This window comes from Nesterenkonia sp. F, from assembly GCF_000220985.1.
GTDB lineage: Bacteria > Actinomycetota > Actinomycetes > Actinomycetales > Micrococcaceae > Nesterenkonia.
In genome coordinates this window covers 1-13,440 of sequence record NZ_AFRW01000099.1, presented here as the reverse complement: position 1 = coordinate 13,440, position 13,440 = coordinate 1, and the positions used below count along the sequence as shown (strand labels likewise).

Sequence of the window (13,440 nt, the reverse complement as noted above, 5' to 3'; positions counted from 1 at the left end):
GAACACCACAAGACATGCGACATCAGCCAGTTCATCACGCGACCCGTCGGATGCCGCCCCGACGGGAGCGCCCCCTCGGGGCGGCCACCGTCGCTCCGCCGCCGTCGCCGTGGTCCTCCTGGCCGTGGCCGCGGTGCTGGCGGTCTGCGTCGTGCAGGGGTCGGTCCCGTCTGCCGGAGGTTCATCGTCCGGGGACTCGGACTCCTCCGCTGCGGCGGAGAGGACGGATGCCGGCTCATCCTGGGGATCCTTCATGGAGGAGCTCACGGGAGAGCCAGGCGTCGAGGACGGCGTGGTCGATCAGGACGTCCATCTCCCCGCTGCCGACCAGGACCACCCGGCTGTGACCCGACTCGACGATGACCTCCTCGAGGCACTCCGCTCGGCCGCGGAGGACGCGGTCGCCGAGGGGGTCAGCATCGGCATCACCAGCGGGTGGCGTTCGGAGAGGTACCAGGAGGACCTCTTCGAGGACGCCGTCGACGAGCACGGGTCCCATGAAGCGGCGTCCCGCTGGGCCGCCACGGCGGAGACCTCGCAGCATGTCAGCGGCGACGCCGTCGATGTCGGCCCCTACGACGCCATCGACTGGATGCGCCGCCACGGCGCCGACTACGGGCTCTGCCAGATCTACGCGAACGAATCCTGGCACTATGAGCTGCGCCCCGAGGCGGTGACACGGGGCTGCCCGCCGAAGTACGCGGACCCCGGTGAGGACCCCCGGCTGCAGCGGTGACGCGGACGATCCGGATTGGACGATCCGGATTGGACGATCCGGGTTGGACGATCCGGGTTGGACGGCCCGCGGTACGCTGGCTCCATGCGCATCGCAGCAGCTCAGCTCGTCACCGGCGAGGACCCGCAGCAGAACCTCGAGCTCGTCCGCGACTGGACGCAGCAGGCCGCCGAGGCCGGCGCCGACGTCGTCGTCTTCCCCGAGGCCACGCAGCGCGCCTTCGGGCATCCTCTGACCTCGATCGCGGAGCCGATCGACGGACCCTGGGCGACCGCGGCCCGGGAGATCGCGTCGGCGCACGACGTCGTCGTGGTGGTCGGCATGTTCACCCCCGCGCCGCCGAGCGACGAGGGCCGCGAGCGGGTGGCCAACACGCTGCTGGCCGTCGGCCCCGGAGTCGAGGCCTCCTATGACAAGATTCACCTCTACGACGCCTTCGGCTTCCGCGAGTCGACCACCGTCGCTCCGGGGGAGACTCCGGTGCGCGTCGACGTCGACGCCGCGACCTTCGGGCTGGCGACCTGCTACGACGTCCGCTTCCCCGACCTGTTCACCGCCCACGCCCGCGCCGGCGCGATCGCGACGATCCTGCCGGCCTCCTGGGGCGCCGGACCGGGCAAGGTCGACCAGTGGCGGCTGCTGGCCCGCGCCCGCGCGCTGGATTCGACACAGTACGTCATCGCCTGCGGCCAGGGGCTGCCCTCGGCCGCCGGCGTCGAGCCCGTCGACGGCGCACCGACCGGCGTCGGACACTCGATGATCATCGGTCCGACCGGCGAGGTGCTCGCTGAGGCCGGCGAGGCCCCGGAGCTGCTGGTGGCCGACCTCGACGTCGACGCCGTCGCCTCGGCGCGCGAGCGGCTGCCGGTGCTCGCCAACGCCCGGGAGATCCCGCGGAGCTGAGATCTGCGCAACATCCCGCCCCGTCGTGGGTGAGTGTGGTTGCATAGGGACGTGACACGGGGTGCCGCGATCCGCGGCTGAGATGACACCCGTCGAACCTGATCCAGTTCGCACTGGCGAAGGGAATGTCCGTCACGGTGCGGCTCGCGGTCGCGGCCGGAGCGCAGCGGTCGACCGAGACCGTCGAGACGCGCGCATCCGCCCGGCGCATGCTCCTTCGCCTCGAGACGAGAGGCACGCATGAGCACCGACTCCCAGAACGCCGAGAACTCCGTCGCCGACACTGTTGCCGACACTGTTGCCGACACTGTTGCCGACACCGCCGCCGACGCGCTCCGCCCCGCCGCGCCGCTGTCCGAGCAGCTCGTGCTGGTCACCGGCGGCGCCCGCGGCCTCGGCGCGGCGATCACCCGGGCCTTCCTCCGCGAGGGGGCGAGCGTGGTGATCAACTACCGCAGCTCGCGCGAGGCCGCCGAGGCGCTGGCCGCCGAGCACCCGGGCCGGGCGCTCGCCGTCGCCGCCGACGTCCGCGACGCCGCCCAGGTCCGGACGCTGGTCGATGCCGCGCGCGAGCACTTCGGCCGCCCGATCACCACAGTGGTCAACAACGCGTTGGTGGACTTCGCCTTCACCGGCGACGCCCGCTCGACGGCCGGCGAGATCACCGCCGCCGAGCTCTCGACGCAGTTCTCCGGATCGGTGCAGGCTCCGCTGCAGGTCATCCAGGCCGCGCTGCCCGGGATGCGCGAGGCCGGCGTCGGCCGGATCATCTCCGTGGGCACCAACCTCTTCCAGCACCCGGTGGTGCCGTACCACGACTACACCGCCGCCAAAGCGGCGCTGCTCTCGCTGACCAGGACCTTCGCCGAGGACCTGGGGCCGGAGGGGATCACCGTCAACATGATCTCCGGCGGGCTGCTGCGCAGCACCGACGCCTCCGCGGCCACGCCGACCGAGGTCTTCGACGCCATCGCCGCGTCCACGCCGCTGCGGCGGGTCACCACCCCGGAGGAGCTGGCCGACGCCGCGGTCTTCTTCGCCTCGCCCTGGGCGCGCGGGGTGACGGCGCAGAACCTGATCGTCGACGGCGGGCTGGTGAAGGGATGAGCCCGAAGCCGGCACACTTCAACCTCTTCCTCCACGGCGCCGGCCACCACAAGGCCGCCTGGCGGGCGCCGGACTCGTCCGCCGACCAGCTGGCCGACCTGGGCTGGTACGAGGAGATCGCCCGCATCGCCGAGCGCGGGCTGCTGGACGCGGTCTTCCTGGCCGACGGGCAGTCGATCAGCATCACCGGCGTCGAGGACGGGCCGATGTGGCACTTCGAGCCGCTGACCCTGCTGACCGCGCTGAGCCGGGCCACGGAGCGCATCGGGCTGGTCTCCACAGTGTCGGCGACGTTCTACGCTCCCTTCCACGCCGCCCGGCTGCTGGCCAGTCTGGACCGCATCTCCGGCGGGCGGCTCGGCTGGAACGTGGTGACCTCCATGTTCGACGCCGAGGCGCAGAACCACGGGATGGAGGCCATGCCGCCCCATGCCGTCCGGTACGGCCGGGCCGAGGAGTTCGTCGACGTCGTCACCCGGCTGCTCGATTCCTGGCCGGAGGACTCGCTGGTGGTCGAGCGCGACGGACGCTACGTCGACGGCTCCCGGCTGGCCTCGCTGGAGCACGCCGGCGAGCACTTCGCCGTCCGCGGGCCGCTGAACGTCCCGCGCCCGCCGCAGGGCCGCCCGGTGCTCTTCCAGGCCGGCTCCTCCGAGCAGGGCCGGGATCTGGCCGCGCGGCGGGCGGAGGCGATCTACGCGGTGGCCTACGACCTCGCCGCCGGGCAGGCGTACCGCAGCGATGTGCGCGCCCGGATCGCCGCGGCCGGTCGGGACCCGGACTCTGTGGCGGTCATGCCCGGACTGGTGACCTATGTCGGCTCGACCATGGCCGAGGCCCGGGAGAAGCAGGCCGCCCTCGACGAGCTGCTGCCGGTGGAGGACTCGCTGCGCCAGCTGGCGGTCTTCACCCAGCAGGACACCTCCGACTGGGAGCTCGACGCCCCGGTGCCGGAGCTGCCGCCGCTGGAGGCGTTCACCGGGCCGCAGGGCCGCTATGCGACGATCCTGCGGATCATCGAGTCGGAGCGTCCGACGGTGCGGCAGCTGCTGGGCCGGCTCGCCGCCGGGGGAGGCCACTGCACGATGGTCGGCACCCCGGAGTCCGTCGCCGACGAGATCGAGCGCTGGCTCGACCGCGGCGGCGCCGACGGATTCAACCTCATGCCGCCGGCGCTGCCGGCGAGTCTGGAGGACTTCGTGGACCAGGTGGTCCCGGAGCTGCAGCGCAGCGGCCGGTTCCGCACCGCGTACGGCGCGACGACGCTGCGCGGGCATCTGGGGCTGGAGGTGCCGGAGCCGGCGTCGCGCTGACCGCCCCTCGATGACTCCGTGGAAGGTGTGGGAAACGCGACGTATTCCCACACCTTCCACGGAGTCATCGCCGAGGGTCATCGCCGAGGGTCATCGCCGAGGGTCAGAGGGGAGGGTTCAGTCGTCCAGCGGGCGGCCCACTGGCAGATCCTCGGCCAGCAGCGCGGTCAGCTCGGCGGTGAGATCGTGGTCGACCGGCTTCTCGACGTCGTCGATCCGGGTGACCGGCGAGACCAGCCGCACCGAGGAGGCCAGAAAGACGTGGTCGGCGGCGCGCAGCTCCTCCGGGGTCAGCGGGCCGTAGCCCAGCTCCCACCCGGCGCGCTCGGCGGCGGCGAAGATCGCCCCCTGCGTGGTGCCGGGCAGGATGCCGGACTCCCGCTCCGGGGTGGACAGCCGAGGCGGCGAGCCCTCGGCCCCGCGATGCACCAGCAGCACCGTCGACGTCGGGCCCTCGAGGATCTGTCCGTCGCTGGTGTGGAAGATGACGTCGTCGAAGCCATGCTCCTTCGCGTGGCGCAGCGCCGCCATGTTGACCGCGTAGCTCAGCGTCTTCGCCCCCAGCAGCAGCCAGGGGGCGCGCTCGGCGGCGGTGGAGTCATGGCCGCGGTCAAGCAGGGTGACCGCGATCGGCTCGCCGCGGGAGGCCAGCAGCGACTCCGAGGCGGGGGTGAGCAGCACCCAGGCGGTGCCGGCGAAGGCCGGGTCGTCGGCGGCCGGCTCGCCCTCGACGCCGCGGGTGACCACGAGTTTGATGGTCAGGTGCTCCGGCAGCGTGCCGCGGGTGCTGAACTCCTCGATGCCCAGGTCGACGGCGCCCCGCCAGGACTCCGCCGGCGGAAGGGGTAGCTGGCAGATCCCGGCCGAGCGCGCCAGACGGCGCAGATGGGCGTCCAGCTTCCGGATCTCTCCGCCGAGGCAGTACATCGTCTCGAAGACGCCGTCGCCGCGGATCGCGCCGAGGTCGGTCACCCGCAGCTGGGGCTGGTGCGGATCGAAGATCATCCCGTGGGGGTGCTCGGCGTCGATGCGCACTCCGACGGCGGCGACGGAGTCTTCCTGAAAATGCTCAGCCATGCCGGCCAGCATAGGCCCTGCGCCCGGCTCGGGGGCACCCGCACCGCCCGGTCAGGGGCTTCGGGGCCGTAGAATGGTGGATCAGGCGTCGGACGGCCGACCGGAGGGGGTGGGCAGAACTGTGCTGTGGCCGCTGAGCGTGCTGGGCCTGGAAGGCCTCGCCGACTGGATCTTCGCGGTGCTCGTGGTCCTCGAGATCGTCGTGCGCCTGGCGGTGCTGGGCATCGTGCCCGGCGACCGGCGTCCCAACACGGCCATGGCCTGGCTGCTGGCCATCTTCTTCATCCCGGTGGTCGCGCTGCCGCTGTTCCTGCTGATCGGCCGCAACAAGCTCTCCGCGAAGCGTCAGGAGCGCCAGGCCTGGATCAACCGGGAGCTGCTGGAGATCACCAGCCACATGGACCTCTCCGACCAGCTGCGCGCCGACGACGCGCAGCTCGGCGCCACCGCCGCGCTGAACCGCAACCTCGGGGCCTTCCCGCTGCAGGAGGGCAACCGGATCCGGCTGCTGCCCGACTATCGCGAGTCCTTCGAATGGATGGTCGCCAGCATCGACGCCGCCGAGGACTACGTCCACGTGCTCTTCTACATCGTCGGCGATGACGAGGAGTACGCCGGCCCGGTGCTCGACGCGATGGAGCGCGCCGCCGAGCGCGGCGTCGCCGTGCGGCTGCTCTACGACCACCTGGGCACCATGCGCGTCCACGGCTACCGGCGACTGGTCCGCCGGCTGAAGGGCTCGCGGATCCAGTGGCACCGGGTGCTGCCGGTGCGGCCGTTCCAGGGCCGGTTCTCCCGGATCGATCTGCGCAACCACCGCAAGATCGTCGTCGTCGACGGCAGGACCGCGCTGACCGGCTCGGCGAACCTCATCGAGCCGCACTACCAGCGCCCGTCGGCCGCGCGCATGGGCCGCCGCTGGGTGGAGATGACCGCAGTGCTCACCGGCCCGGCGGTCACCGGGCTGGACATCGTCTTCGCCTCCGACTGGTACGCCGAGACGGGGGAGAGCCTCGGCGACGTGCTGCGCGTCGACATCGAGGCCGACGAGCGGGCCTCCGGCGGCTCGCTGGTGCAGGTCGTCCCCTCCGGCCCCGGCTTCCCCGACGAGAACAACCTCCGGCTGTTCAACGACCTCATCTACCAGGCCACCGAGCGGGTGATCATCTGCACCCCCTATCTGGTGCCCGACGACTCGCTGCTCTGTGCGATCACCAACGCCGCCCACCGTGAGGTGGACGTGACGCTGATGGTCTCGCGGAAGGCCGACCAGTTCATGGTCCAGCATGCCCAGCAGTCCTACTATCAGCAGCTGCTCGAGGCCGGAGTGCGCATCCACCGCTACCCGGATCCGGACGTGCTCCACTCGAAGTTCATGATCATCGACGACGACGTCGCGGTCATGGGGTCGTCGAACATGGACATGCGGTCGTTCTCGCTGAACCTCGAGGTCACGCTGATGATCGTCGATCCGGAGAAGGTCCGCGAGCTGGAGACGGTCTTCGCCCGGTACCGCTCGGTCTCCTCGCTGCTGACCCTGCACGACTGGACGCACCGCCCCTGGTACGTGCGCTACCTGGACAACGTCTTCCGGCTGACCTCCGCCCTGCAGTGAGCCTCGCCTCCGGCGCGGTCACGAGCGCAGCCCGTCGGCCCGCGACGATGGGCTAAGCTGGACGGGCTCGTCGTCGCACCGGGTGCTCCGGCGAGTCCCCGCGTTCGACGGCGACCGCACGGCCGCACCGGCCGACGTCGCCCCGCCGCCCGCACCACCGCACTGCTTCCTACCCGGAGAGACGATGAGCACAGACCCGCGCCCGGGAGCCGACTCGGCCCCATCGCGGCGGCGGCTGGTGCTCGCGGCCGCGCTGGCCTCGACCTTCGCGCTCTCCTCCTGCTCCGCAGTCGCCGAGGACGGTTCGAGCGCCGGCTCCCGCGACCCGTACGCCGCCGTGGCCACCGAGAGCTCGGACGAGGGCGCGGGCGGCCCGAGCGCCTCCGGCGGGGGCGAGCCCGCCGCGGCGCGGCTGGACCGGGAGGACATGCAGGAGGTGCTCCTCGGGGAGGGGGAGTACCCGTTCACCGCCGACGAGGTCGTCCGGCGCACCGGCCTGGAGTACTTCGAGGAGAGCATCGGCGTCACCGGCCAGGCCTATCGCCGCAGCTTCGGCGAGGACGACGCGTGCGCCCGGCAGATGGACACGGTCAACGAGCGCCTGGTCGGCGAGGACCCGGTCGACGGCGTCTACCGCGAGGCCACGGTGACCGACGACGCGGGCGAGCACACCCTCCATGTGTGGATGCTCGCCTACGACCGTCCCGTCTCCCGGGGCGAGGTCTGGGACGAGGTCCTGGCCGCCTGCGACGGGAAGTCGCTGGAGAGCCGCCACGACGGTGTCAGCTTCGGCGCGCTCGCCGAGGGCCCCTTCCGCGGCCTGTCGATGTCCATCGACGACGGCGGCGGCGAGTCCTCGGCCGCGCCGACCGGCGGGACCATCTCCTCCCGTGTGGACGGCTTCTCCGTCACAGCGGATCTCGGGCACCACGTGCTGAGCATCTCCAGCGTGGGTCTGAGCCGCGAGTCCTTCGACCAGGCGCTGGAGGTCCAGCGGGCGGCCCTGGAGGAGCATCCGGACCTGCTCGGCTGAGCGGCGCCGGGGTCGCGCGTCCCCGGACCGCGCACCGTCGAGCGGCCCCGGTCACCCGGGGAAGTCCACCCCGAGCGCGCCGAGCACTCCGGCGGCCTTCGCGACGATCTCCTCCCATTCCGCGGCGGGATCCGAGTCGGCGACGATCGCCCCGCCGAGGCCCAGATGCATCCGTGCTGTTCCCGGTGCTGCTCCCGGCGCCGGTCCGCGCGTCGCTCGGCGGGCGGGCGAGACGTCCTCGGCGCCCTCCGCGTCCCCGGCGCCCTCGGCGCCCTCGGCGCCGTCCTCGTGCTCCAGCACCAGCGTACGGATGAGCACGGAGAGATCGGCCGCGCCGGTGGTGCTGAAGTACCCGGCCACCCCGGCATAGGGGCCGCGTCGTCCGGTCTCCAGCCGTTCGAGGATCTCGAGGGTGGAGAGCTTCGGCGCCCCGGTCATCGAGCCGGGCGGGAAGGCGGCGGCGACGACGTCGGCGTGGGCCACGCCCGCGGCCGCCCGGGCGCTGACCGTCGAGACCAACTGATGCACGGTCGGGTAGCTCTCGACCGCGCAGAGCCGCTCCGTGCGCAGGGTGCCCGGCTCGGCGTGGATCGACAGGTCGTTGCGCGCCAGATCGGTGATCATCACGTTCTCCGCACGGTCCTTGGGGTGGGAGGCCAGCTCATCGCGCAGCGCGGCATCCTCGGCGGCGTCGGCGCCGCGCGGCCGCGTGCCCTTGATCGGTTCGGTGCGCGCGGTGCCGTCGGCGGAGAGGCTGAGGAAACGTTCCGGCGAGGTGGACAGCAGGTCCGCCGCTCGGCCGGCGCCGGGGAAGCGCAGCAGCTGGGTGAACGGCGCCCGGTTGGCCGCGCGCAGCCGGCGATACAGGGACAGCACGTCCAGGGATCCCGCGGAGCCGGCGACCAGACGGCCGGTCACCGCCGTGGTCAGGCAGGCCTCGTAGGTGGTGCCCTCGCGGATCTCGGCCAGCACCTCGTCGATCGCGGCCAGGTGGCGGGTGCGCGAGTCGCGGACGGCGAGCTCGGCCACGGTCGGCGGCAGGTCGGGCTCCTCGGCTCCTCCGGGGCGGCGGTCTGCCTGCCGTGCCGCGGCGACCGCCTGGGCCGCCGCGGCGTCGACCGCGGCGGCCCAGGCGGAGTCCTCGCCGAGGCTCTGCCGCTCCACGGTGCCGGAAGCATGGTCGACGACGACGGCGTGCGTGGCGCGGAAGAGTCGGGCGTCGTCGGTGCCCGGCTCCCGCCCGGCCGGACCTTCGGAGGCGGCGTCGGCGGCGACGGCGGGAGTCGGCCCGTGTCCCGGCCGCGGGGCGAGCTCGTGCCAGAGCTCGTGGCCCAGCCAGCCGACCCAGCCCAGCGCGAAGTCGGGAGAGTCTCCGGCATCTCCGGCGTCCTCGGAGGCCGCGGGTGCGTGCGGCCAGCGGCGGCGCAGCCAGGCGAAGAAGCCCTCCTCGGTGCGGCGCTCGCCGCCGTCGGCGATCTCGACGGTCACTCCGGCGCGGTGGCGCACTTCGACGGCGTGCGGGCCGCGGGAGAGGGCGATGATGCTGTGTCGGCTGCGCGGCCGCCCCGGGGGTCGCGTGGTCGCTGCTGTCCAGCAGCGCCGCCGGGGTCGCCTCCTCGTCCGTCGGGCAGAGCCGGGCGAAGAGCGTCACGGCGACGTCCTCGGGCAGCCCGTCGGCGCCGAGGCCGCCGACGGCGACGGGCGCGCGGACGACCGGCGGCTCACCCGTCGCCGGCTCACCCCGTGCCGGCTCACCCATCGCCGAGCAGCCGGCGCCGGCGGATCAGGTGGCGCGCGCCGTCGGCGGCGATCGCCGCGCCGATGATGATCTGGATGATCGAGATCCACAGCGGCCAGCCGTCCGGGTCGATCAGCAGAGCGCCGGTCAGAGCGATGCAGACGCCGGCGACCACCGTGCCCCACGAGGCGCGGCGCGGCTGGACCACGACGTCGGGGGCGGGTCCCTCGTCGGAGGATCGGGGATGCGGCATGGGTCCAGTCTAGGGCGCGGTCGCCGGCGGATGCCGGGCCGGTCAGGCCGTGGCGGCTCGTCGCGCGGCGGTACGATGGCCGGCGTGACCGACGACAGCACCGAGACTCGAGACACAGGCCCGGCCCCGTGCGGCGGCTCCTCCGCCCCCGACGTCGTCGACGCGGGGCAGATTCCCCGCCGCGGCCGCCCGCGCAGCGTCGCCTCGCATCAGGCGGTGCTCACCACGGTCGCCCGGCTGCTCGACGACGAGCAGGTCGGCTACGACTCGCTGACCATCGAGCGCATCGCCGCCGAGGCCGGCGTGGGCAAGCAGACCATCTACCGCTGGTGGCCGAACAAGGCCGCCGTCGTGCTGGAGGCGCTGCTGGCCGGACATATGCGGCTGGAGTTCGCCCCGCTGCCGGACACCGGCGACCTGCGCGCGGACCTGCACCGGTGGATGGACCACACGCTGGAGCTGGTCTTCACCGAGGAGACCATCGGCATGGCGCGCAGCATCATGCAGGCGCTGGTCACCCCCGGTGCGGCCGACGAGGAGCTGCTGGCCACCACCACGTTCTGGGAGGACACTCCGCTGGTCGAGCGTCTCGTCGCCGAGCGCGCGGCCGGACGGCTGGGGGAGCAGGCCGTCCCGGAGACGATGTCGGCGGCGCTGACCGATCCGCTGCTGCTGCGCATCGTCTCCACCGGGCGCCCCGGTGACAGGTGGGCGCACTCGCTGGTCGACACGGTGCTGGACCCCATGCTCCGCTGAGCGGGGCCGCGAGGCCACGGGTCGGCTGGACGTCCCCGACGCTCCGCAGAGCGGCGGTGTGATCTTTCCGACGATGATTTCCGAGACGGGCCGAGCCGCATTAGGCTGGGTGCGGCGGCCGCTCGGCCGTCCCGTTCCGCGCATCATCCTCGTCCCCGGAGGCCGCCGCCCATGGCTGCTCTGCTGCATCGACTCGGACTGCTCGCCGCCCGTCGCGCCAAGACCGTCGTCGCGGCCTGGCTCGCGGTGCTGGCGCTGGCCGTCACCTCCTTCCTCTCCTTCGGCGGGCAGCTGACCGACCAGATCTCGCTGCCCGACCTGGAGACCACCCGCGTCACCGACCGGCTCGCCGAGGAGCTGCCGGACGTCTCCGGCGGCTCGGCCACGGCGGTATTGCGCACCGAGGACGGCGAGGCCTTCACCGACGCGCAGCAGGACGCCGTCGCCGACCTCGCCGAGGAGGTCGAGGAGGTCGATGCCGTCGACGGCGTCACCGATCCCTTCGCCGCCGCGCAGGACCGTCAGGAGCAGCAGGACCAGCTCTCCGACTCGCGCACCGAGATCGAGGACTCGCGCGAGGAGATCTCCGACGGGCGCGACCAGATCGAACAGGGTCGCGAGCAGCTGGACCAGGGCCAGCAGGAGCTCGACGACGCGATCGCCCAGGCCCAGCAGCAGGGCTATTACGAGTCCATGCAGTCGCAGTTCGCCCAGCAGCAGGAGGAGCTCGAGGCCCAGCGCGAGGAGCTGGAGTCCCGCGCGGAGGAGCTCGACTCCGGCGCCGAGGAGCTGGCCGACGGTCAGGACGAGCTCGAGCGCGGCGAGGCCATGATGGACCTGGCCTCCGACGTGTCGATGGTCTCAGAAGACGGCGACGTCGCCGTGCTGAGCATCGGTTTCACCGAGGCGATGGCCGAGGTCGGTATGGGCGACCTCTCCGAGGTCTCCGACGTGCTGACCGAGGCAGACCTCGACGGCGTGGAGGTGCTGCCCTCGGGCGACCTGGACATGGAGATGCCCGCCCTCTTCGGCCCCACCGAGGCGATCGGACTGATGATCGCCGCTGTGGTGCTGCTGGTCATGCTGGGCACCTTCGTCGGCGCGGGGCTGCCGCTGGTCAACGCGCTGATCGGCGTGGGAATCGGCGTCGCCGGGGCGCTGTCGCTCTCCGGCTTCGTCGAGATGATGTCGGTGACCCCGATCCTGGGCCTGATGCTCGGCCTGGCGGTGGGCATCGACTACGCGCTGTTCATCCTGCACCGGCATCGAACCCAGCTGAAGGACGGCCTCGAGCTGCGCGAATCCATCGCGCTGGCCACCGGCACCGCCGGCAATGCGGTGCTCTTCGCCGGGGCGACGGTGATCATCGCGCTGCTGGCGCTCAATGTCACCGGCATCGGCTTCCTGGGCCTGATGGGCTCGATCGGTGCGGCCTGCGTGGCCGTGGCGGTGCTGATGGCGATCACCATGACACCGGCGGTGCTCTCGCTCGTCGGCCGGCACATCCTGCGCCGCGGCGAGCGGCGTCACATCGGCATGCGACGCCGCACGGAGATCTCCACCGCCATGCCGACCGGACGGGCGGCGCTGATCAGCGTCGTCGCCGTCCTCGCGCTGGCGGTGATGGCCATCCCGGTGGGCTCGATGCGCCTGGGCCTGCCCGACGCCAGCTCCGACCCCGCCGAGTCGACCTCGTACCAGGCATACACCGCCATGGAGGAAGCCTTCGGCGAGGGCCGCAACGGCCCGCTGCTGGCGGTCGCCGACCTGTCCGACGGCCTCGACGAGGCCGGAGCGCAGGAGCAGCAGATCGCGATCGGCGAGGCGCTGCGCGCCGACGATCAGGTCGCCGCGGCGGTCCCCGCCGCCGTCGACGATGACCACGAGATCGCGGCCTTCCAGGTGATCCCGGAGAAGGGTCCGGCCTCGGCGGAGGTCGAGCAGCTCGTCCACGATCTGCGCGACGGCGTGCTGCTGGACGGCTCGGACGTCTCCGACGTCGAGCTCTCCGTGGCCGGCATGACCGCGGCGAACATCGACATCTCCGAGGTCATCGCCGACGCCCTGCCGCTCTACCTGGGGCTGGTGGTCGGTCTGTCGCTGGTGCTCATGGTGGTGGTCTTCCGCTCGCTGCTGCTGCCGGTGCTGGCCACCCTCGGATTCGTCGGCTCCTACGCCGCCGGACTGGGCGGCGTCGTCGCGGTCTTCCAATGGGGCTGGATGCAGCCGGTCTTCGGCATCACCGAGCCGGGCCCCATCCTGACCTTCCTGCCGATCCTCACCGCCGGCATCCTCTTCGGCCTGGCGATGGACTATCAGCTGTTCACCGCCTCGGGGATGCGGGAGGCCTATGTCCACGGCGCCTCGCCGAAGGTGGCGGTGCGCCGCGGCCTGCACGCCGGCCGCTCGGTCGTTACCGCCGCGGCGCTGATCATGGGCTCGGTCTTCGCCGGATTCATCTTCACCGACGATCCGATGGTCAAGTCCATCGGACTCGGCCTGGCGCTGGGCGTGCTGCTCGACGCCTTCGTCGTCCGGCTGCTCCTGCTGCCGGCGCTGCTGACCCTCTGCGGTCGGGCGGCCTGGTGGCTGCCCCGCTGGCTGGACCGGATGCTGCCGGACGTCGACGTCGAGGGGGCGGCGTTGGAGCGTCGGTCGCTCGACGCCGACGACGAGGGTGGTTCGCCCGGATCGCCCGGATCCGGCGGTTCGGGCGGATCCGGCGGTCCCGATGGTCCGGGCGCCGACGACGGGCCGCGGGCTCCCGGCGCGGGGCCTGAGGTCGGCGAGGAGCGGTGGGAGCCGGAGTATTCCGGCATCCCGGCGCTGACCTCCTCCGGCTCCGCGTCGCGGGACTGAGCCGCCGCCGGTCAGGCAGCCGGGTCGGGGGCCGGTCGGGGCGTCAGGCC

Annotated in this window: 11 protein-coding genes and 1 riboswitch; of the genes, 8 read left to right on the top strand and 3 right to left on the bottom strand. The window is 72.6% G+C overall.

Features of this window, described 5'->3' with window-relative positions; translation table 11 throughout:
- Positions 1 to 253: 253 nt before the first annotated feature.
- The 4 genes from GU5_RS0108210 to GU5_RS0108195 all read left to right on the top strand — a co-directional run bounded on the left by GU5_RS0108210 (position 254) and on the right by GU5_RS0108195 (position 4,059).
- Entirely contained in the window at positions 254 to 736 is a 483-nt protein-coding gene (locus GU5_RS0108210) for a M15 family metallopeptidase (RefSeq protein ID WP_010525103.1), read from the top strand.
- A gap of 84 nt (positions 737 to 820) precedes the next feature.
- Positions 821 to 1,639 carry a carbon-nitrogen hydrolase family protein gene (locus tag GU5_RS0108205; RefSeq protein WP_010525102.1) on the top strand — a complete coding sequence of 273 codons (819 nt, stop codon included), beginning with the start codon at positions 821 to 823 and terminating at the stop codon, positions 1,637 to 1,639.
- Between the two features lie 47 nt (positions 1,640 to 1,686).
- A riboswitch (TPP riboswitch) is annotated at positions 1,687 to 1,782 on the top strand.
- Positions 1,783 to 1,879: 97 nt separating this feature from the next.
- On the top strand, positions 1,880 to 2,746 hold the full coding sequence (locus GU5_RS0108200; protein WP_010525101.1) for a 3-oxoacyl-ACP reductase: 867 nt from the start codon (positions 1,880 to 1,882) through the stop codon (positions 2,744 to 2,746).
- On the top strand, positions 2,743 to 4,059 hold the full coding sequence (locus GU5_RS0108195) for an LLM class flavin-dependent oxidoreductase (protein ID WP_010525100.1): 1,317 nt from the start codon (positions 2,743 to 2,745) through the stop codon (positions 4,057 to 4,059). The genes GU5_RS0108200 and GU5_RS0108195 overlap by 4 nt, the downstream gene beginning before the upstream one ends.
- 117 nt (positions 4,060 to 4,176) lie before the next feature.
- On the opposite strand, the gene GU5_RS0108190 is transcribed toward GU5_RS0108195, so the two are convergent.
- Positions 4,177 to 5,136, bottom strand: coding sequence for an aminodeoxychorismate lyase (locus GU5_RS0108190; RefSeq protein WP_029514138.1), 960 nt, complete (start codon positions 5,134 to 5,136; stop codon positions 4,177 to 4,179).
- A gap of 121 nt (positions 5,137 to 5,257) precedes the next feature.
- Between GU5_RS0108190 and cls the strand changes: the two genes are divergently transcribed.
- Both cls and GU5_RS0108180 read left to right on the top strand, forming a co-directional pair.
- Positions 5,258 to 6,751, top strand: coding sequence for a cardiolipin synthase (gene cls / locus GU5_RS0108185; protein ID WP_010525098.1), 1,494 nt, complete (start codon positions 5,258 to 5,260; stop codon positions 6,749 to 6,751).
- A gap of 184 nt (positions 6,752 to 6,935) precedes the next feature.
- Entirely contained in the window at positions 6,936 to 7,784 is an 849-nt protein-coding gene (locus GU5_RS0108180) for a hypothetical protein (protein WP_010525097.1), read from the top strand.
- Between the two features lie 51 nt (positions 7,785 to 7,835).
- On the opposite strand, the gene GU5_RS14770 is transcribed toward GU5_RS0108180, so the two are convergent.
- Together GU5_RS14770 and GU5_RS0108170 are read right to left on the bottom strand one after the other, a co-directional pair.
- Complete coding sequence (locus GU5_RS14770; protein ID WP_050806637.1) at positions 7,836 to 9,290, bottom strand: anthranilate synthase component I family protein; 1,455 nt, start codon at positions 9,288 to 9,290, stop codon at positions 7,836 to 7,838.
- A gap of 245 nt (positions 9,291 to 9,535) precedes the next feature.
- Positions 9,536 to 9,775 (bottom strand): hypothetical protein, encoded by a 240-nt coding sequence (locus tag GU5_RS0108170; RefSeq protein ID WP_010525095.1) that lies wholly within the window; start codon positions 9,773 to 9,775, stop codon positions 9,536 to 9,538.
- Between the two features lie 84 nt (positions 9,776 to 9,859).
- Between GU5_RS0108170 and GU5_RS14765 the strand changes: the two genes are divergently transcribed.
- Both GU5_RS14765 and GU5_RS0108160 read left to right on the top strand, forming a co-directional pair.
- Positions 9,860 to 10,531 carry a TetR/AcrR family transcriptional regulator gene (locus tag GU5_RS14765; protein WP_158217719.1) on the top strand — a complete coding sequence of 224 codons (672 nt, stop codon included), beginning with the start codon at positions 9,860 to 9,862 and terminating at the stop codon, positions 10,529 to 10,531.
- Between the two features lie 171 nt (positions 10,532 to 10,702).
- The gene (locus GU5_RS0108160) at positions 10,703 to 13,390 is read left to right on the top strand and encodes an MMPL family transporter (RefSeq protein WP_010525093.1); all 2,688 of its coding nucleotides are present in this window, start codon (positions 10,703 to 10,705) and stop codon (positions 13,388 to 13,390) included.
- Positions 13,391 to 13,440: the final 50 nt, after the last annotated feature.

What these genes read in the sequence shown, in the direction of transcription:
- GU5_RS0108210 (WP_010525103.1), top strand. Translation starts at nt 254, where the DNA reads ATGGAGGAGCTCACGGGAGAGCCAGGCGTCGAGGACGGCGTGGTCGAT.
- GU5_RS0108205 (WP_010525102.1), top strand. Translation starts at nt 821, where the DNA reads ATGCGCATCGCAGCAGCTCAGCTCGTCACCGGCGAGGACCCGCAGCAG.
- GU5_RS0108200 (WP_010525101.1), top strand. Translation starts at nt 1,880, where the DNA reads ATGAGCACCGACTCCCAGAACGCCGAGAACTCCGTCGCCGACACTGTT.
- GU5_RS0108195 (WP_010525100.1), top strand. Translation starts at nt 2,743, where the DNA reads ATGAGCCCGAAGCCGGCACACTTCAACCTCTTCCTCCACGGCGCCGGC.
- GU5_RS0108190 (WP_029514138.1), bottom strand. Translation starts at nt 5,136, where the DNA reads ATGGCTGAGCATTTTCAGGAAGACTCCGTCGCCGCCGTCGGAGTGCGC.
- GU5_RS0108180 (WP_010525097.1), top strand. Translation starts at nt 6,936, where the DNA reads ATGAGCACAGACCCGCGCCCGGGAGCCGACTCGGCCCCATCGCGGCGG.
- GU5_RS0108170 (WP_010525095.1), bottom strand. Translation starts at nt 9,775, where the DNA reads ATGCCGCATCCCCGATCCTCCGACGAGGGACCCGCCCCCGACGTCGTG.
- GU5_RS0108160 (WP_010525093.1), top strand. Translation starts at nt 10,703, where the DNA reads ATGGCTGCTCTGCTGCATCGACTCGGACTGCTCGCCGCCCGTCGCGCC.